The sequence below is a fragment of the Rothia sp. HMSC069C10 genome (assembly GCF_001812205.1).
GTDB classification, from domain to species: domain Bacteria; phylum Actinomycetota; class Actinomycetes; order Actinomycetales; family Micrococcaceae; genus Rothia; species Rothia mucilaginosa.
In genome coordinates this window covers 1-18,869 of sequence record NZ_KV808293.1, presented here as the reverse complement: position 1 = coordinate 18,869, position 18,869 = coordinate 1, and the positions used below count along the sequence as shown (strand labels likewise).

Below are 18,869 nucleotides of genomic sequence, written 5' to 3'. Positions count from 1 at the left end.
CCCCCCCCCCCGAAAAATTTTGAAAAATTTTTAAAAAATAAGGGCGCCGGGAACCTTAAGTTCCCGGCGCCCATGCCGTGTCCCTACCAAGGAACAAATAAGGTACACATTAAAAAATTATTCTGAAAATAATTAAAGACAAGTTATAAATAATTATTTAAACAGCATACACCTATTTTAGATTAAATATATTACATACATCAAAATTCAATAGAGTTATATCAATCTCCTCTTCAAAAGGGTGTCGGAGATTTGGGTCAGTCATTCGACATAAAACAGTTTTATTATCATTATCTTTGCTTAAGAATATTCCAATATTCTCATCGTCCGAAGTTATGGTTTGCCCAGGATTCACGGAACCAGGATTCCAAACTAATACATTAGGTTTGTGAGTTTTATAAAAATTTGACGACGGCTTAGGTCTAAATAGCCTGTAATTGACTGTAGGATCCGCAGGAATCGGAAGAAACGGGTACACCTCATAGGCACCCACTTTTTTATAATCACAATTTTCCAATTGCACTAAATATACATTTCCAGGAAACTCATACTCAATACACGGCCTCTTCAACTCCCTAGTCCCAGTATTCTTAATTGAGAAACTAGCAGAATCAAGTTTTAGCTCCAGAAGTCTTTCAAAGCACTCATCAAGACGTTCCTCATAATTATTCAAAGCCTTAACTTGTGCAACCAAATGTTCACTTACGGATGTTTTACCATTAAGCTCTTCTCGAATAAGCTCTTCTCGAAGATACTCTGCATGTTTTTCCTTGGGTTGAGAATACATATTTTTAAGTGTTTCATTATCAATGTGAGGACCTGAAAATATCGAAGGAATTCCTAATTCGAAGTCTACCTTTCCACCAAGTAGACGATCGATAATACCACGCATTTGGATAGAGTTTGCCTCGATTGTTTGCGTTGATTCACGGCAATAAATCGCACCATCCTTAAGTTGATCTCCACCTTTTTCCTGGGATCGATATTCCTTAGAGCATATATAAATCTCTTTCCCATTTACTGGAGGGTCAACAATTACAAACAGAATATCTTTGCCCTCAAAGCCATGAGATACAAAGCGATATGCTGGAGTTACAGACCCAAAATAGCCCCTTGTAGCATCCTCGAAATTATGCTGCTCGGGTATATCCTCAAGACCGCATACCTCATTTTGGGTAACACCAATGAGCATCACCCCGTACCCCTGGTAGTCTCTCAGTGCCTGTTTTTGGTCACGGTTCGCAGACGCCAAAATAAACTTAGTTATTTTAGCGTATGATTTGTTACGCTCACTTCTAGTAGAAAATTCAAGGCTACTTTTAACTTCTAGCCCCTGTGATTCTGCCTTATCTCCCACTGCTTTAACCCACTCAGCAATCCTATCCCGTGATTCTGGAATATTTGGGTCAATATTAGTATCAAAATTCTCCATGAACCTTCCCTTCTACGATTCAGAAAATAATTTAGACGTGGAATCTAGAATTTACTCTCACTTATTCTCTATTGTATGAGGAAAACCCAGATATTACTTCTTGCCTCGTCACTCTTTGTGGGCCCCTCCCCAGCACCAACATATAGAACTCCAGGTTTCTAATAGCAACGTAGCTAAATACTCATAGTTCAACTTATCCCGAAGGGCGCCGGGAACCTTACGTTCCCGGCGCCCACTCCCCCCCCCACTGTTCATATCTCAGCGGGATTCAATTTAGAGGCGGAAGAAGCCTTCCACCGCGCGCGTCATGTACGCCATATCGTCCACATGGCACATCTCGCGCATCGAGTGCATCGACAGCAGGCCAATACCCACATCCACGGTGCGCATACCCAGGCGAGTCGCCGTAATCGGGCCAATCGTCGAACCGCACGGCATATTGTTATTCGACACAAACTCCTGATACGGCACACCAGCCTTCGCACACGCCGCAGCAAACACGCCAGCACCCACCGAATCCGTCGCATAACGCTGGTTCGCGTTAATCTTCAGCAACGGACCACCACCGGGCAGCGGCTGCACGGTCGGGTCGTGGTGACCCTGATAATTCGGGTGCACCAGGTGACCGGCATCAGCCGACAGGCAGAACGACGCCGCCACCGAACGGCGGTACTCCTCCGTGCTCTCACCGCGCGCAGCGGACAGACGCACCAAAATATCCTCCAGGAACGGGCCAGCCGCACCACTACGCGACTCCGAACCAAGCTCCTCATGGTCAAACGCCGCAAGCATCACAGTCTCGGTAGCGTGCTCGTCCGCATTATCGGCAACGTAACGCTCCAGGGCGGTCAAACCCGCGTGCACCGAAGACAGGTTATCCAGGCGACCGGAAGCGAACAGCTCCTGATCCGCACCGAAGCGGCGCGGCGGCTGCGAATCAGCGAACAGCAGGTCGTAACCCACAATGCTTTCCGGGTCGACCGGCTCGCCGTCAATCACGTGCTTCGCCATGTAGCCGAGCACGTCATTCTCTGCCGGGTCCACACCCCACACGGGGTACATGTTGAACTGCTTGTCCAGCACCAGTTCGTTGCGCTTGTGGTCCAGGTGCGGTGCCAGCTGCGGGATGCGCGCAATCGCGCCGGTGCGCACCAGGCGGTCCTTCAGCTCCCCGCCCTCAAGGACGGTGAGGCGGCCCGCCACGCACAGCTCGCGGTCCAGGAAGGAGTTCAGCAGTGCACCACCGTAATTCTCCACGGCAATCTGGTGCCAGCCCTTCGTGGTGATGGAGGAGGAAGGCTTGACCTTCAGGGAGGGCGAGTCGGTGTGCGCACCCAGCACGCGGTAGCCGCTTGCCTTCTGCGCCTTCGCGCCGCCAGCCCAGGCGATAATCGCGCCGTCACGGACGACGAAGTGACGGCCGGTTGCGATCTGCGGGTCCCATGCTTCGGTCTCTACAAGCTCGGTGAAGCCTGCTGCTTGCAGGCGGCGCGCTACCGTGCGCGCGGCGAGGTAAGAGACCGGCGACTCCGCCACGAATGCGGCGAGGTCTTCAATATTTTTTACAGCATCAACAGTCATGGTTTAACCCTACCTTTTCTTGGGTGTTGACGGGGTGACCGGGGCGGGTAGTCCACGCGGCGTGGAGTATGAGCCCTGGTGAGGCTCGAATGGAGCGGGGTGGGCGGGCTGGGGCAGCTGGGCTAAAGCAACCCACCAAATAGCCTATTTATCAACCTTGAGCGGTTGTGTTTCACGTGAAACCTCGCCGCGGCGAGCGCGCGCGTTGAAGATCAGGCAGGCGAGCACCACGTACACGCCTTCCAGCGCGATGCCCTGCAGTGCATCCACGGGGGTCACACCCTCGGAGGCGAACGGATCCAGACCAGCCACCATGGACAGCAGCATCAGGATCACGTTATTTGCCACGTGCAGGCTGATGGAGGCCTCCAGACCGCCGGTGTACCAGCAGAGGAAACCCGCGTAAATACCCATCGCGAGAATCGTGCTCTGACCCCAGGGGTCGTAGGCGTGGGAGAGCATGAACAGCACGGCGGGCAGCACAATCGGCAGCCAGGGGGTGCGGAGCCAGCGGCCCAGCATCTGCATCATGAAGCCGCGGTAGGCGAGCTCTTCGGCGTAGCACTGCACGGGTACCAGGAGCAGCATCATCGCCACATAAACCCAAAATTCAACCTGTGGAGGTTGAAAATAGCGGTATTCGGGCAGGCTCTCACCGCTCAACGCCAGCATCACAGCGTAGTAGATGCCGTAGACAGCGAAGCTCAAACCCAGGTACGGAAGCAGTAGCGAGCGGCGCAGACGGCCCGCCACCGAATGGATCAGACCCCAGGGCTTCGGACCCACGACCAGGCGCGCCAAAAAGAGCGAAGGCACAATGGCGATCAGAGAGAGGAACGTCAGCGCGAACAGCGCCGGGTGCTCCATAATGACGGCACGGTTCGTAGCTACATCCTGGAGGGAAAGTCCCGAACCCATAATCGTCGCAGCCAGGGCAACTGAAATGATCAGGTTGAGGCCAATAAATACGGCTACGCCGAGCAGACCTTCCAGCAGGGGTGAGAACCAGCGGGATTTCGGGTCGGCGTGGGAGAGGCGGTGGTAGGCAAGACCTGCAACAGGCGCAGGAGCAGCGGGGGTTCCGGTGGCTACCTGCGGGGGTGCGGGAGGCGGTGTCGTGTTCATTCTTTAATCCTAGCCTCCGCGGGGTCGATGGTGACCGGGCATGCGGCAACCTTCAAGTACTGATTGATACGGAATGTTCCAAAACCATTGAAAAAGCCGTGAATAAGGCTAAAAACCCACCATCCACAGGGTTCATTTTCTGAACCTATGCCATAATTTGTAGCGACAATACGCTCATATACATAGTCGCTGATGACCGCTCTTCCGGGGTGTTTTTTCAGCACCAGAAAGGCTGCTTTCTTATGGCACTCGTCTTCAATCCGCCGCCCAACTGGCCCGCTCCTCCTGCCGGATGGGCCCCCACTCCTACGTGGCGCCCCGACCCCGCGTGGGGTCCCGTTCCTGAAGGCTGGCAGCTGTGGGTCGAGGAGCCCGAGCCCGAACCCATTCAGGTTGAAGAGGCTACTATTGAGCCGCTGATTCCCGAGGAGCCCGCTGCTGAGGCGGCTCCCGCTGAGCAGGTTGCTGAGCCCGTAGTTGCTGAGCCTGCTGTTGAGGCTGAGCAGCCCGCCGAGGTCGCGGCACCGCTGACCGTGGAGGACGTTGACCTGGAGCAGCTCGCCGCTGAGCTCGAAGGTGAGCAGATCGTTGAGGTTCCGGAGGCTCCCGCACCCCAGGCTGAGGCATCCCACGTTGAAGCACCGCAGGTAGAGGCACCCGCAGTTGAGTCCGTTCAGGAGTCCGCTGAGGAGTCTGAGCCCAAGCCGATGCGTCACCTGACTCAGGTTCCGCTGACCGGTACCGCTCTGCCCGAGCAGGTTCTGACCCCGCAGGCTTCTGCTGAAGAGGCTGTGGCTGAAGAGCCCGCTGTTGAGGCTCCCGTTGCTGAGCAGGCTGCTTCCGAGCAGCCCGTTGAGGCGCACGTTGTTGAGGCGCCGGTTGCTGAGCCCGTGCTCTCTGAGCCCGTTGCATCCGAGCCGGTCGTTTCCGAGCCTGTTGCAGAGCCCGTTGTTGAGCCGGTCGCCGAGGTTGCCCCCGAGGCACCCGCTGCCGCTGAGCCGGCAGTCGAGCCGGTTGCTGCGGCTCCCGCGGCTGAGGCACCTGTTGCTGCGGCTCCCGCCTCCACCGAAGAGGCTCCCCACACCATCGAGAACTCCCCGCTCGTTGAGTTCCACACTCCGGAAACCGAGCGCACCGTCAACCTGTCCGAGCGCACCGTGAACCTCTCGGAACAGCCCGGTCAGAACGTGCAGGGCGTCCAGAACGTGCAGGGCGACCAGAACGCACAGTTCATCCCGGCAGGTCAGGCACCGAACGGCTTCCAGCCGAACCAGGCTGAAGGCTTCCAGAGCCAGAACTTCCAGGGTCAGGGTTTCCAGGGTCAGAACGCGCAGGGCGGTCAGTACCAGGGCAACCCCTACCAGGGTCAGCCGTACAACGCTCAGCAGCCCTACCAGGGTCAGGTGTCTGATCAGGACCAGGCAACCGTGGCGCTCAGCAACCCCTACATGACCGAGCCCGGCAACCAGGGCAATGGCGAGGACGGCTCCGAGAAGAAGGGCCTGCTCTCCGGCACCAAGCTGTGGGGTGTTATCGGTGGTGCGTTGGCTCTGCTGATTGTCATCATCCTGGCGATTGTCATGCTGATTCCGCGCGGTAACTCGAACCCCGCCTCCAATTCTGCGGCGGCATCGAGCGCGGCGGCTACTTCCGCTGAGGCGTCCTCCGCGGCAGCATCCTCTGAGGCTTCTTCCGCTCCCGCATCTGAGAGCGCGGCGGCAGGTACTTCCGCTTCTTCCGCAGCACCCGTTGCTGCTGCTGAAGCGAAGATGCCCGAGGGCGAGTTCAAGGAATACAAGAAGACCGTCGCCGACAACAAGGACACCATCGACATTGAGAAGATCAAGGGCGATGTGTCCGCAGGCCTGATCTACTACGAGTTCAAGCCCGCAGAGGGCGTGGTCAACGCCTTCATCACCAGCCGTGACGACAAGGGCAACCTCACCTCGGGTGTGAGCGTTCTCGACTCCAGCCGCGACGGCAAGGAGATCAAGGGCACCGCGTGGATTGACGCGAGCAGCCACTCCACCCCCACCCGCAAGCTGGATCTGACCGGTAAGGGCGAGTGGACCATCCGCGTCTACGATGCAGACTCCGCACCCCACTACAAGAAGGGGGAGAAGTTCCAGAGCACCATGAACTACTACGCTTTCACCTACGAAGGCACCGAGGCAACCATGGAGTTCCAGACCAGCGGCCCGACCACCCGCGGCTTCACCGTTCTGAACGCGACCAAGAACGACCCGTTCTTCTCCTCGACCATCCCGACCGTGAAGAGCAACATACAGTGGGTTCAGAGCAACAAGAGCTACCTGCAGGTTCGTACCGACTCCAACATCACCTGGAGCATCGGCACTAACTAACAGCTTGGCTGACTAGGTCAGCAGGTTGTGCATAAAGTTATCCCCCGCATCCGTGATGGGTGCGGGGGATACTTTTATGCCCGGTGAGGCCTGTGCACCTGCTGGAGGCGCCCGCCGCCTTAACGGGAGTACTTCGCCTCCGCCAGCTCGTCACTTGCGGCGCGTGCCGCACGCTCCACCAGCTGACGATTCGCCAGGTACACGAAGAACGTGACGAGGATGAACAGGTACATCAGCTGGTACGGCATGGTGCCCGCCATCAGGCCCAGGGAGCCTTCCGGCACCATCAGAATCTGATCCGAGTTGAAGTGCGGGGAGAACGCCAGCACAATCCAGAACGGCGAAATGTACATACCCACCAGCGCCGCGGTCGCCAGAATAACAGCCAGCGTGAAGACGAAGGAACTGACCCGCTGGTACATGAGCGGGAAGATTTCCATGACCACGGCGGCGAGCATCAGCGGGTACCAGGTGTTGTGGTGCGACCAGCTGATCGGCGAAATCTGCAGCATCATGAACGCGGTCAGCGCCAGCTGTGCCATGAGCGCGCGGGCACGAATCAACGGAACCAGCAGAACCGCCGTGACGAGCACAATCAGCAGGGTCAACGCTACCTGCACCACGGACAGCGCGGTCGCCGTCAGGTGGTGTTGCAGGCCCGCGTGGGTCAGCGTGCCCATAATCGACACGTTATCGAAGTAGCTGAACCAGCCCACACGCGAAGTATCACGCACCGCGTGGAACCAGAACGTCAGCGACTCCTCACGAATCACCAGGAAGCCGATACCCACGGTCGCGGCGAAGCTCGCACCCAGGGTCGCAATGCCCTTCCAGTCCTTACGCATGAGCAGCAGCAGACCGAACGCGAGCGGGGTCAACTTAATACCCGCCGCAATACCCAGCAGCACACCGCGCGGAACGCGGGTTGCCGGGCGCATAAAATCAGCGAGAATCAGCGCCAGAATGATGGCGTTAATCTGCCCAAAATGCGTGGTCAAACGCCACGGGCCGCACATCCAAATCAGCGCCGCAATCAGCGACACCATGCCCCAATGACCCAGGTGCTTCTGCAACGGCAGACGCCACGAGCGGCTACGGGCGTAGGAGTACAGCAGGTACGCGCACCAGTAGCTGAGCGCACAAATAATGGCGGTAATCAGCAGCATGCTCTGCGGCTCGGTGAGGAACGCGAGCGGGTAGAAGAGCAGCGCCGCAAACGGCGGGTAGGTGAACGGCAGGCCGCGCGTGCGGAAAGTGTACAGCTGGTAGCCGTCCGGGCCATCCGCCAGGGAGACAGCACCCAGGCGGTACACGTAAATATCGTCAGCCGCCGCGTGCGTTACGTAGTCGAAGGCGTAGAGGGCAACCAGGATGAACAGCAGGTGCGCCCAGAGAGCACCGCTGCGCATGCCGGGGATGCGGTCAAAGAAGCCGCGACGCGCAGGTTTTGTGGGCTGTTTCGCGGTTTCTTCGGCGACTTCTTCCTTTGCCGCTTTTTCCGCGGTGGCTACAGAGGATGCGGCAGGCTCCGCGCTTTCTACAGCGCTTTCAACAGCCGGTTCCGCAACCGGTGCAGGTTCAGCAGTAGAGCCAGCCGAAGCCCACGGGATTATAGGCGCAACCGCCTCGGCGTTCTTCTCACGATTCTTCTCGCGGCTCACGCGGTTGCCTCACGGGAGGTAGCGGCACGCACAGACTCGGCGCTCTCGGTCACCAGGGCACTCTGGGTCACCAGTGCACGGGCGCCCCACCAGCCCAGAGGCGCGTCGCTACGCACGGAACCGTACTGCACGGGCTCAACCTTCGCGCCACGCACCGGCGCGCTCAGGGCGGCAATAGACCAGAGCGTCATCGTCACCCACAGGCAGAACGCGGGAATAGCCGAAACCGCCAACGCGCCCGGAGCCAGCTGCTCCAAACCATCCGCGCTACCGTGGAACCAGGACGCAATCCTAATCGGCGACAGGTACAGGCCCAACACCGCAACCACCGCGAACACGGTCGCTGTCACCCGCAGCCACGCCGGCTGAACCGCAAAATAGGTCGGGAACGCGTCCATGATGAACACGGCAGCCAGCAGGGGCAGCAGCACGTTGTGGTGCGACCAGCTAATCGGCGACAGCGCCACCATCAAGGAGGCGGTCACCGCCACCTGCGCCAGCGCGGCACCGCGGCGTTCCAGCTGGTACAGCAGCGCGGCAGTCAGCACAATCGTGACCAGCGCCAGGGCGTAGTAGACGGGCTTCGCGGCGCTCTCAGAGAGACCGAAGTGCAGCAGCCAACCCTGAATCGAGACGTTATCCACAAAGTTCAGGCCACCCACACGGGAGGGGTTCGTCAGCGCAGAGAACCAGAACTCCGGCGCGTCCTTAGGCATCAAAATGAAACCCAGCGCAATGGTGCCGAAGAACGTTGCACCCAGGGTCGCGATGCCCTTCCAGTCGCGGCGGACCAGCAGAATCAGACCAAACACGAGCGGGGTCAGCTTCACGCCGCCCGCAATACCAATCAGCACGCCGCGCGGCACGCGGGTCGCCGGGCGCACAAAATCGGCAAGAATCAGCGCCGTAATGAACGGGTTAATCTGAATCAGGTCCAGGGTGCGCTGCCACGGCCCCGCCGAAACCACCAGAATAGTCAGCACCGCAATCGTGCCCGCACGACCAAAGTACTGCTGCAGGGGCAGTTCGCGACCGCGCGCATTCACATAGTTGTAAATGATCGTGGAAATCCACCACGCCACCACAGCCGAACCGACCACCATAATGACCTTGCCAACCTCCAGGGGCATGAACGCGAACGGCAAGAACAGCATCGCCGCGAACGGCGGGTACGTGAACGGCGGCTTGATGACGCCGTGATCGTTCAGGGTCGGGGAGTACAGGTCCTGGGTGAAGCCCTCGTTATCAAAAATGGTCATCGCACCCAGACGGTAGATGGAGAAGTCCATACCGCTGAAGGGGTTGGTGAGCATTTTGACGACGTATCCACCGCCAACAATGAGGATGAGTGCCACAATAGCGATTTTTCCCCAGATGGGGGTGGTGGAGTCAGTCCTTGTCACGAGGTGTTTGTCCTTACCTTGGTGCCGGCGGATGCGCGCGTAGGGTGGGCGGGCATCTGATTTTGGAATCCTAATAGTTTATCGTGCGCACCTGTGAAGGGTGCATTGGAGAGAAGATTCACAGGAGAAGATTCGCAGGGGAAGAATCACTCGAGCGCGCAAGCACAACTATCACGATATGAGCCGCCTTCATATGCACGTCATGTCTTCAAAATTGGTACTATCCGGGCAATATAATGGGCTTATTGGCACCCACCCCAACGCAGGGGTACCGGGTGCCGACCCGCACACCGACGTCCACGAACAACCAGCAGTGAAAGCAGTGATCACGTGAGTGAACATCTCGGCACCCCACCCGAAGGTGAGAACACGAGCGGCAAGCCCGCAAACGTCTCCGGAGGCGGCTCCTCCGGCCTGAGCATTGGCGCGCGCCCGGCTGATGTGCCCGGCGCAAACCTCACCCCCGAAGAGATTGCACGCCGCGCATCCGGTCGCGGTACGTGGCATCGTCGCGCCTCCAAGCCCGTCTCCCACTGGATGTTTACCCTTGTCGGCGTACTTCTGCTGCACAGGTTTATCCCGAATAGCGGCTGGCTGATGGTGCACATTGTCACCCTCGGCCTGATTACGAACTCGATCCTGATTTGGTCGCAGCACTTCACCGAAGCGCTCATGAAAATCAAGATTCCTGACGAGCACCGCGGAACCCAGGTGCGCCGAATCTTCATTCTGAACGCCGGTATTCTCGTGCTCATGATCGGCATGGTCGGTCAGCTGAGCGTGCCCGGCCTCTACGCCGCCACGGTGGTGGGCGCCCTCATTGTCGGGTCGATGGTCGCCTGGCACGGCATCTACCTGCTGAAGCAGGTGCGTCAGGCTCTGCCGTCGCGGTTCGGTGTGACCATTCGCTTCTACATTGTTGCGGCGCTGCTGCTGCCCCTCGGTGCGGCGTTTGGCGGCATGATTGCCTACCCGAACCTGTCCGGCACCCTGCATTCGCAGTTCCTGCTCGCGCACGAGGCAGTGAACGTGCTCGGCTTCGTCGGTATTACCGCGGTGGGTACGCTGGTGACGTTCTGGCCGACCATGCTGCGCACCAAGATGGTGGATAAGGCGCTCACCCACAGCCTGCGCGCCCTGTACCTGATGTGCGGTGGCTTGGCGTTGACCGTTGTCGGCGCGATTTTAGGGATGCGTCCGCTCGCCGCAGCCGGCCTGGTCGTCTACCTACTCGGCCTGCTGATTGTCGCCTGGGTAATGGTGCGTACCCTGCGCACCAAGCGCCCGAACGAGTACCCGCCCATGAGCGTAGGTATGGGCTTCCTCTGGCTGATTATTGGTGTAGCAGCGACCGCCTACATGGTGGCGACCGTCCCCTTCGCGCAGCTGGACATGCGCGCCGTGACCCCCATCTTTGTGGTCGGCTTCCTGCTGCAGCTGCTGCTCGGCGCGATGAGCTACCTGCTGCCGCAGCGCATGGGTGGCGGCCCTGCGGTGGTTCGCGCCTCCAACAAGGAGTTCAGCCGTTTCGCGGCGGCACGCGTAACCGCCGTGAACCTGGCGCTGCTTATCTTCATGATGCCCAGCTCCATGGTGGGCCAGTCCATTAAGATTGCCGTCGCTATCGTGGGTGCGTTGGCGCTCATGGCGTTCATTCCGCTCATGGTGCGCGGCGTGAAGGCGTCCGTGAACACCCGCAAGGAAATGATGGCGGCACGCGCCCGCGGCGAGAAGCCCGCCTTCAACCAGGAGGCGCTGACCCCGGAGCCCGTCCCGCACGCCAAGCAGAGCTTCCAGGCGGCGTTGGCGGTTGCCATGGCGTTCCTGCTGGGCTTCGCCGTGAACCCGTCCGCGTTGAACCTGCCGTCGTTCTCCTCGGCAGGTTCCGTGGCAGCGACCGGTCAGACCACCACCGTGCAGGTGAAGGCGACCAGCAACTACCGTTTTACCCCCGCAGAGGTGGAGGTGCCCGCCGGTAACCGCCTGGTCGTCGAGGTCACCAACGACGACGAGGGCATGACCCACGACCTGACCTTCGACAACGGCGCAACCACCGGCACCATCAACCCCGGCGAAACGAAAACCGTTGACGCCGGCGTCATTACCGCCGACCAGGAAGGCTACTGCTCCGTGGCGGGTCACCGCTCCCTGGGCATGGTGTTCAAGGTGAAGGCGACCGGCGCCTCCGCAAACCAGGTGGCGCAGGGCGGCCACAACCACGGTTCTACGGGCACCCACAACCACGCCGCGTCGGGTAGCACCCCGACCCTCATGACCGTTGCAAACAGCAGGATTGACATGTCCGCAGCGCCCGGCAGCGGCTACAAGTACCGCGACCCGAACATCCCGGCACCGAACACCGCCACGCAGGTGAACGGCAAGACCGTCCGCAAGGTCACCCTGGAAGTTGAGGAAGTCGACCGCGAGGTGGCGCCCGGCGTGACCGTTCACATGTGGACGTTCAACGGGCAGAACATGGCACCGATTCTGCGCGGCAAGGTCGGCGATATTTTTGAAATTACACTCATCAATAACGGCACGATGGGCCACTCGCTGGACTTCCACGCGGGCATGGTCTCCCCCGATAACACGATGAAGACCATCGCCCCCGGTGAGCGTCTCGTCTACCGTTTTGAGGCGAAGGGCGCCGGCATATGGCTGTACCACTGCGGCACCGCCCCGCTGAGCCTGCACATGACCCAGGGCATGTACGGCGCGGTCATCATTGACCCGGCGGACCTTGACCCGGTCGATCACGAGTACGTGATGGTTCAGGGCGAGGCGTACCTGCACGACACCGGCAAGACCGCCTCCGACGGTAACAAGCTGGCGGAGAACTCGCCGGAGCTGATCGCGGCGGGCACCCCCACGCTGACCATGTTCAACGGCCACGCGACCCAGTACAAGGCGAAGCCGCTGCAGGTGAAGAAGGGCGAGCGTATCCGTGTTTGGGTGATGGCTGCGGGCCCGAACCACGGCACGAGCTTCCACGTGGTCGGTTCGCAATTCGACACGGTCTACAAGGAGGGCGGCTACCTGATGCGCCGCGGCGCAGATGCGTTCGGTAGCCGTGACGGCCACAGCCAGGCACTCGATTTGGCGCCCGCTCAGGGCGGCTTCGTGGAGATGCAGTTCCTAGAGTCTGGCACGTACACGTTCGTGAATCACTCCTTCTCGGAGATGGAGCGCGGTGCCGCCGGCAAGATCGTGGTGACGAACCGTTAGGGACTCCTGAAGCTCCCCATCATGGATTGACCCCGCCTGGTACTCCCTGTCAAAGGTGTACCGGGTGGGGTCATCCTTCACGTGCACGGAGTCTGTACCTGCACTTGATGTTGACTCCGGTAAAGACGCGCCAAGAACTCTCTGACTATGGTTTTCACCTCAACGGAGGGGAGTTTTTTCACCATAAACGGCAATGGTGCGCTAGTCTATAGGAATGGCAGATAGCACTTCGGGCGCCCCTTCCGAGCGTAACGCTACGAGCGCCTCCAACCACATTTCCGTTCCGGCGGATCAACAAATTTCTCCTCGGCAGCGTAAAGCTTTCCCGCTTCGCTTTCTCGCCGGGGTTCTTGCGCATTGGCAGATTATTGCCTCTGCGGTCCTTCTGGGTGGCGGTGTTGCCGGCTTGGCAGCCACCTACGACGATTACTGCGGCATGACGGAGCTTTCGTATGCTCCGGCGGCTCTCCGCTCCGATTTTGAGGAGGGCTCTAAGGTGTCTGGTTTCCGTCCCGGCGTGCTGGCGGCGCAGATTGAGACCGAGAGCCACTGGCGTGTGGGCGTTGAGTCCCACCAGGGCGCTAAGGGTATTGCACAGTTCACTGATGACGCGTGGAGCGGCGGCCACTACAGCTTCGGCAATGGCGGTAATGTTCTGAACCCGCACGATGCGATTGCGGCGCAGGCACGCTACTTGGCTGAGTTGCGTACTCGTTTGGCGAAGTACGCCTCCAATGAGGATGAGCTACAGGATGTGGTTCTCGCCGGTTATAACGCGGGCCCGGGTTCCGTGGAGAAGTACGGCGGTGTTCCCCCGTATGAGGAGACTCAGAATTATGTGAAGTCGATTCGCGAGCTGGCGAATTCGAAGTATAAGCTGACCTGCTCTCCCGAGTACCAGTTCAAGCAGGCGAAGTTGAGCTTCGTGAATGGTGTGACTCCGGCGATGGCTGGTGTTCATGCGGATGGTACGGTTCTGTCCCCGGAGGAGTCGGCATCGGCTGCGGCGGAGGCTTCTGCGAGTGCTTCGGCTCGTGCGTCTGCGAGCGGTTCTGCGGGTTCTTCGGTGAAGCCTTCGACAACGAGTTCCGGCCGCTAGATTCAGCTTTATTGAGTATTCCACTAGGCTATATAGCCGTCTGGGAATATTCCGTTTTATCTATAGTGCGTGGCTAAACGAGCCACCGCTCCCCTACTATTCACTCTTATATTTACTCTTAACAGCGCGAGGCGCCGACCCCTATTCTCGGGGTTCGGCGCCTCGCACTTTTTAGAGCTGGAGCGTGCCTAGTTGAAGATGGCGCGCACGACCGAGTAGCCGGAGACCGGGTACACGGCGTTTACGGTTGCGGGCTTCTCGCTCTCGTCCGCGATCTCAATGGACTCGGTGCCGCGCAGCAGCTCCTCGAGCAGGATGCGCAGTTCCAGGCGTGCCAGGGGCGCGCCGGGGCAGACGTGGATGCCGTCGCCGTACACGAGGTTGCGGGACTGGTCGCGGTGCGGGTTGTAGGTGAGGGCGTCTTCGAAGGCGTCCTCGTCGCGGTTGGCGCTTGCCCAGTTGATGGTCACGCGGGAGCCGGCGGGCAGGGTGCGGCCGCCGAGTTCGGTGTCCTGAGTGGTGATGCGGCGGTTGGTGACGAGGGTGTCTTCGAGTCGCATGATTTCTTCGACGGCGAGGGCGATTTCGCTGCGGTCGTCGAGTGCGTTGCCGTCGGCGAGGGATGCGCGCAGGCGGTCCTGCTCGGCGCGGTTGCGTGCCAGGAAGTTGACGAATACGCCTACGGTTGCGGAGACGGTGGACAGCTCGCCCACGGTCCAGTTGCGGATGAGGCTGACGATTTCTTCGTCGGTCATGGTGCGGGGTTCTTCGCCGGGCAGCTGCACGGTGTCGGTGAGCAGTTCGGCGGTGACGTCCTTGGGGTTGCCGGCTGCGGCATCCTCGCGGCGTTCGTCGAGCAGCTGACGGATGTAGCCGTCGAATTCGAGGGCGACCTTAGCGATTTCTTCGCGGTCGCGGCGCAGGGTGGCGACGCGGTTCTTTTCGATCCATTCGGTGAGGGGCTGTTCGAGGCATGCGGGCCAGCCCATGAAGGCGTTCTGCACGCGCATTGCGTATGCCTGACCGAAGCCCTGCATGACGTCTACTTCTTCGCCGCGGGGCAGTTCTGCGATGAGGGTCTTCACGGCGTCGCGGATGACGGGTGCGAACTTTTCGAGGCGTTCGGGGGTGAAGTACTTGTCGTTGACCGCGCGGAAGGTGGTGTGTTCGGGGGCGTCCATGCCGTTGGGGACGGCGATGTGGCGGGTGGAGACGACGTTGGAGTAGATTTCGGGGTGGTCGAGTACGTGCTGTACGTCGGCGTTTTTGAAGACGGAGTAGCCCATGAATTCGTCGTGGGCGACGGGGCAACGGCGGCGCATTGCGTCGTAGGCAGCTACCTGGTTCTTCTGGACCTCTTCGCTTCGGAGGTCCCAGTCGTTGTGTACGTTCTCAGTCATTGTTCACCCGTGTTCGTTATAGAGTTGTGGCGTGCTGGATGCGGGCGTCCGGGCGATGCGTATGTGCAGGGTCGGGCGTGCATTTCAGCACGTGAATCCATTAGTTCTTCTTTGACCGTATCACTTATGGATTGGTGGCGCAGGGTAGGGGTTCCTTGCTTCTCATTCAACGAACAGCGCGGTCGGGGCAGCACTACAACCCATCACGCTGACTCACTCTATAGGCCGCGGTAGACTTCTCGCCGATGCCCGACTCGGAAAACTTCAACAACAACCGCCCCGTTATCAATGGTGTACAGAATGCGGTAATTCCCTACTCGTGCCCTGTACCCTTCTTCGCACTGCGGCCCCTTGAATAGAACCTGCACAGGAACTATCCTCGGAGCTAACGGACAAACCCCAGAAAGGAACCAGTCATGACTGTCACCACTCACCGGACTCGTTCCAATGTCACGACTCTTAAAGAACTCCGCGACAACCTCGGAACCAAAGTCAACGAAGCCGTGTTCTCCGGCGAACGCCCCCTCATCAGCCGCAACGGAAAGACTGTTGCCGCGCTCATCTCCTACGAAGATTTGAAGCTGCTGGAAGAGTACGAAGAGCTCCTCGACATTGAGGCTCTTCGCAAGGCACGCGCCGAAGATGACGGCTACCGCATCGGCCTCGACGAGTTCCTTGCAGAGAACCCTGCAGACTAATCTCTCAGCACATATTGCGAGGCGGGCGGCACCTCCACCGGGGAGGGGCCGCCCGCCTCATTTATACCTAAAAACCCGCCGGGTCTAGTGCTTGCCTGCGGAGGGGTAGATGCTACCGTCCATCACGCCGCGCTCCACCTGCTCCAGGCTCACACCGCGAGTCTCCGGCAGGTTACGGAACATCAGCAGCGCAATAATCACGTTCACCACGGCAAAGCCGATGAAGGAACCGGTCAGACCGACCGCACCCAGAATCACGGGGAACGCCAGCGACAGCACACCGTTCATCATCCAGCCGCTAAACGCCGAAATACCCATACCCGCCGCACGCACACGCAGCGGGAACAGCTCACTCATAATCACCCACGTGGACACGTTCAGGCAGGTCTGCATCGCGCCCACAAAGCAGACGATGAGCACCAGCAGAATCCAGGGGCGCGCCGCATTATCGGCGGGCAGCAGCATGGATGCGCCCGCAATCAGCACGTGGAAAAACGCGGTCGAACTATAGCCGGTAATCACCATGACGCGGCGCGGCACACGCTCCATCAGGTGCAGCGACAGGATCGAGCCGAGCACCGCAATCGTACCCGGCGCAATGTTCGCGATGAGCGCCGCGGATTCGCTGAAACCGGCTTCCTTGAGCACCTTAATGCCGTAGTACATGATCGAGTTGATGCCGGTCAGCTGCTGGCCCGCGCCGACCAGAATACCGACGAGCAGGATGCGCACGAACCAGCCGCGCACGCCCACGCTTTCCTTACCCGCCGCGTTGTTCTGGGTGGTCGCCTCCGCCTGCAGGGTGCGCTCAATATCGGCAATTTCGGCCTCGGCACGTTCGGCGGAGCGGATGCGCTTCATCACCTCAAGCGCCTGCTCACGCTTGCCAACGCGCAGCAGCCAGCGCGGCGACTCGGGCACACGCAGCATACCTACGAACAGGCCGATGGCGGGCAGGGTGCAGATGGCGAACATCCAGCGCCACACGCCGTCGTGCTCGCCCCACAGGTTGCCAATGAGGGCGTTCACGATGAACGCGGCAAGCTGACCGCCCACGACCATGAGCTCGTTGCGGCCGGAGAGGGAGCCTCGAATTTCGTAGGGTGCGAGCTCTGCGAGGAACACGGGCACTACGGCGGAGGCGCCACCGACCGCCAGGCCGAGCAGGGTGCGTCCGGTGATGAGCACGGCGACGTTGGGTGCGAAGACGCACGCCAGGGCGCCGAAGAAGAAGATGGTGGACAACCCAATGATGGTGGTTCGGCGGCCGAACCGGTCAGAGATGCGGCCGCATCCGAGCGCGCCAATAGCGGCGGCGAAAGCGAGCGATCCGGTGACCCAGCCTTGGGCGGTGGAATCCATGCCGAGTTCGCGGCTCATGGGTTCGAGCGCGCCGTTGATTACTCCGGTGTCGTAGCCGAAGAGCAGACCGCCGAAGGTGGCGATGAGTGCGATGATGCCGAGGTATCGACTGTGCTTCCCGGTGCCCAGAGGGGGCAGGGTGGAGGCGGTGCTCTGTGCGCTCATGGTGTCCTTTATGCCGAGGGGTTAGGTGAGATTACACCGACATTGGTGGTTCTTCAGCACTGTCAGTGGGCTAGGTGAGGTGCGTCAGGTTAGACACACCTCACCTAATCCTAGCGAAAACGTGCGGCGGGTGATATTTATTTCTCACCACGGACATTTTTCAGCGTATATTACGGCCGACACGTGCGACCGCCTGAGTGTCCCTTTGAGAGGGAGCCGGAGTTTAGAACAGCGCGATCTTCTCGGGTGCCGGGAAGATGGCGTCCAGGGCGGCGAGGTCCTCAGCGTCGAAGCGCAGGCATGCCGCCTGTGCGTTGGCGCGCACCTGCTCGGCGCTGGTTGCACCGGCAATGACGGAGGTGACCGGCGACTGCTGTGCGAGCCAGGAGAACGCCGCCTGCACCTCGGTAATGCCGCGCTCGGTGCAGAAGGTGTGGAAGGCTTCGAGCTGGTCCCAGTTGGCGGCGTCGAGCACGTTCTTCTTGGAGTGGGACAGGCGCGAACCGGCGGGAATGTTGTCGCGGCGGTACTTGCCGGTCAGCAGGCCGTTAGCGAGCGGGAAGTACGGCAGCACACCCATGCCGAAGTGCCGTGCGGCGGGCAGGATTTCGAGTTCTGCGCGGCGGTCGAGCAGGTTGTAGTGGTTTTCAGCGACGATGAACCGTTCGGTGCCGAGTTCACGGGCGCAGTGTTCGGCGTGGGCGAGCTGCCAGCCGGAGAAGTTGGAGTGGCCCAGGTAGCGGACCTTACCGTCGCGTACGAGCTGGTCGAGGGCGCTGAGGGTTTCTTCGATGGGGGTGTTGGGGTCGGGGCTGTGGTAGAAGTACAGGTCAATGTAGTCGGTGCCGAGGCGGCGGAGGGACCCTTCGACGGCGCGCATGATGTAGCGGCGGGATCCGCGGGCGTTGCGGTCGTTGCCGTTGAGGTCGCCGACGGGCAGACCGAATTTGGTGACGATGGTCAGTTCGTCGCGATCGAGGCCGAGCTGGGTGAGGGCGGTGCCGAACATGGTTTCTGAGAGGCCGGGTTCGGCGCCGTAGAGGTCGGCGATGTCGAAGAAGCTGATGCCGGCGTCGACTGCGGCGGCGATGACTTCGTTGGTGCCTTCCTGGGCGCGGGTGGGGGTGCCGGGGCGGCCGAGGTTGTTGCAGCCGATGCCGACGCTGGGTACGACGAGGCCGGAGTTGCCGAGCCTGCGGTAGACGGGGGATTCAATACGTTCCATGTTTTTAACTCTACGTTGTGCGGGTATGTTGCGTGGTTATTTCCCCTCCAGTTGGGAGGCGAAGAGCTTCCTGAAGCGTGATGTGGGGTCGGTCGTTAGGTCCCGGTAGGTTCCTTGCTCCACCACACAC

13 protein-coding genes are annotated in these 18,869 nt (G+C 60.0%); 4 read left to right on the top strand and 9 right to left on the bottom strand.

Features of this window, described 5'->3' with window-relative positions:
* Positions 1–172: 172 nt before the first annotated feature.
* The 3 genes from HMPREF2842_RS09160 to HMPREF2842_RS01750 form a co-directional block, all read right to left on the bottom strand.
* The gene (locus HMPREF2842_RS09160) at positions 173–1,432 is read right to left on the bottom strand and encodes a hypothetical protein (RefSeq protein WP_141752169.1); all 1,260 of its coding nucleotides are present in this window, start codon (positions 1,430–1,432) and stop codon (positions 173–175) included.
* 273 nt (positions 1,433–1,705) lie between these two features.
* Entirely contained in the window at positions 1,706–3,013 is a 1,308-nt protein-coding gene (locus tag HMPREF2842_RS01755) for a M18 family aminopeptidase (RefSeq protein WP_049341167.1), read from the bottom strand.
* A gap of 144 nt (positions 3,014–3,157) precedes the next feature.
* A complete protein-coding gene (locus tag HMPREF2842_RS01750) occupies positions 3,158–4,138 on the bottom strand; it encodes a CPBP family intramembrane glutamic endopeptidase (RefSeq protein WP_070642218.1) in 981 nt (326 codons plus the stop codon).
* A 242-nt stretch (positions 4,139–4,380) separates the two neighbouring features.
* Here HMPREF2842_RS01750 and HMPREF2842_RS01745 point away from each other — a divergent pair, with 242 nt between their 5' ends.
* Entirely contained in the window at positions 4,381–6,501 is a 2,121-nt protein-coding gene (locus HMPREF2842_RS01745; protein ID WP_070642214.1) for a hypothetical protein, read from the top strand.
* A gap of 119 nt (positions 6,502–6,620) precedes the next feature.
* Here the strand turns inward: HMPREF2842_RS01745 and HMPREF2842_RS01740 are convergent, their stop codons facing one another.
* Positions 6,621–8,162, bottom strand: coding sequence for a glycosyltransferase 87 family protein (locus tag HMPREF2842_RS01740; protein ID WP_070642211.1), 1,542 nt, complete (start codon positions 8,160–8,162; stop codon positions 6,621–6,623).
* Complete coding sequence (locus tag HMPREF2842_RS01735) at positions 8,159–9,565, bottom strand: glycosyltransferase family 87 protein (RefSeq protein WP_070642207.1); 1,407 nt, start codon at positions 9,563–9,565, stop codon at positions 8,159–8,161. Before HMPREF2842_RS01735 ends, HMPREF2842_RS01740 begins: the two co-directional genes overlap by 4 nt.
* A gap of 330 nt (positions 9,566–9,895) precedes the next feature.
* On the opposite strand from HMPREF2842_RS01735, the gene HMPREF2842_RS01730 reads away from it, so the two are divergent.
* Both HMPREF2842_RS01730 and HMPREF2842_RS09390 read left to right on the top strand, forming a co-directional pair.
* Positions 9,896–12,790, top strand: coding sequence for a multicopper oxidase domain-containing protein (locus HMPREF2842_RS01730; RefSeq protein ID WP_070642200.1), 2,895 nt, complete (start codon positions 9,896–9,898; stop codon positions 12,788–12,790).
* 214 nt (positions 12,791–13,004) lie between these two features.
* Entirely contained in the window at positions 13,005–13,889 is an 885-nt protein-coding gene (locus HMPREF2842_RS09390; protein ID WP_070642197.1) for a lytic transglycosylase domain-containing protein, read from the top strand.
* 188 nt (positions 13,890–14,077) lie between these two features.
* Here HMPREF2842_RS09390 and HMPREF2842_RS01720 read toward each other — a convergent pair whose 3' ends face one another.
* Together HMPREF2842_RS01720 and HMPREF2842_RS09320 are read right to left on the bottom strand one after the other, a co-directional pair.
* Complete coding sequence (locus tag HMPREF2842_RS01720; RefSeq protein ID WP_070642193.1) at positions 14,078–15,289, bottom strand: cytochrome P450; 1,212 nt, start codon at positions 15,287–15,289, stop codon at positions 14,078–14,080.
* A 218-nt stretch (positions 15,290–15,507) separates the two neighbouring features.
* Positions 15,508–15,657, bottom strand: coding sequence for a type II toxin-antitoxin system RelE family toxin (locus HMPREF2842_RS09320; RefSeq protein WP_239664826.1), 150 nt, complete (start codon positions 15,655–15,657; stop codon positions 15,508–15,510).
* A 48-nt stretch (positions 15,658–15,705) separates the two neighbouring features.
* Here HMPREF2842_RS09320 and HMPREF2842_RS01715 point away from each other — a divergent pair, with 48 nt between their 5' ends.
* Positions 15,706–15,987, top strand: coding sequence for a type II toxin-antitoxin system prevent-host-death family antitoxin (locus HMPREF2842_RS01715; protein ID WP_005509047.1), 282 nt, complete (start codon positions 15,706–15,708; stop codon positions 15,985–15,987).
* Positions 15,988–16,071: 84 nt separating this feature from the next.
* On the opposite strand, the gene HMPREF2842_RS01710 is transcribed toward HMPREF2842_RS01715, so the two are convergent.
* Both HMPREF2842_RS01710 and HMPREF2842_RS01705 read right to left on the bottom strand, forming a co-directional pair.
* Positions 16,072–17,514, bottom strand: a complete 1,443-nt coding sequence (locus HMPREF2842_RS01710; protein ID WP_070642187.1) for a sugar porter family MFS transporter — start codon at positions 17,512–17,514, stop codon at positions 16,072–16,074.
* A gap of 223 nt (positions 17,515–17,737) precedes the next feature.
* Positions 17,738–18,739 carry an aldo/keto reductase gene (locus HMPREF2842_RS01705; RefSeq protein ID WP_070642183.1) on the bottom strand — a complete coding sequence of 334 codons (1,002 nt, stop codon included), beginning with the start codon at positions 18,737–18,739 and terminating at the stop codon, positions 17,738–17,740.
* Between the last annotated feature and the right edge of the window lie 130 nt (positions 18,740–18,869).

Excerpts from the sequence above, each read along its gene's own strand:
- HMPREF2842_RS09160 (WP_141752169.1), bottom strand. The coding sequence starts at position 1,432 with ATGGAGAATTTTGATACTAATATTGACCCAAATATTCCAGAATCACGG.
- HMPREF2842_RS01755 (WP_049341167.1), bottom strand. The coding sequence starts at position 3,013 with ATGACTGTTGATGCTGTAAAAAATATTGAAGACCTCGCCGCATTCGTG.
- HMPREF2842_RS01750 (WP_070642218.1), bottom strand. The coding sequence starts at position 4,138 with ATGAACACGACACCGCCTCCCGCACCCCCGCAGGTAGCCACCGGAACC.
- HMPREF2842_RS01745 (WP_070642214.1), top strand. The coding sequence starts at position 4,381 with ATGGCACTCGTCTTCAATCCGCCGCCCAACTGGCCCGCTCCTCCTGCC.
- HMPREF2842_RS09390 (WP_070642197.1), top strand. The coding sequence starts at position 13,005 with ATGGCAGATAGCACTTCGGGCGCCCCTTCCGAGCGTAACGCTACGAGC.
- HMPREF2842_RS01720 (WP_070642193.1), bottom strand. The coding sequence starts at position 15,289 with ATGACTGAGAACGTACACAACGACTGGGACCTCCGAAGCGAAGAGGTC.
- HMPREF2842_RS01715 (WP_005509047.1), top strand. The coding sequence starts at position 15,706 with ATGACTGTCACCACTCACCGGACTCGTTCCAATGTCACGACTCTTAAA.
- HMPREF2842_RS01710 (WP_070642187.1), bottom strand. The coding sequence starts at position 17,514 with ATGAGCGCACAGAGCACCGCCTCCACCCTGCCCCCTCTGGGCACCGGG.
- HMPREF2842_RS01705 (WP_070642183.1), bottom strand. The coding sequence starts at position 18,739 with ATGGAACGTATTGAATCCCCCGTCTACCGCAGGCTCGGCAACTCCGGC.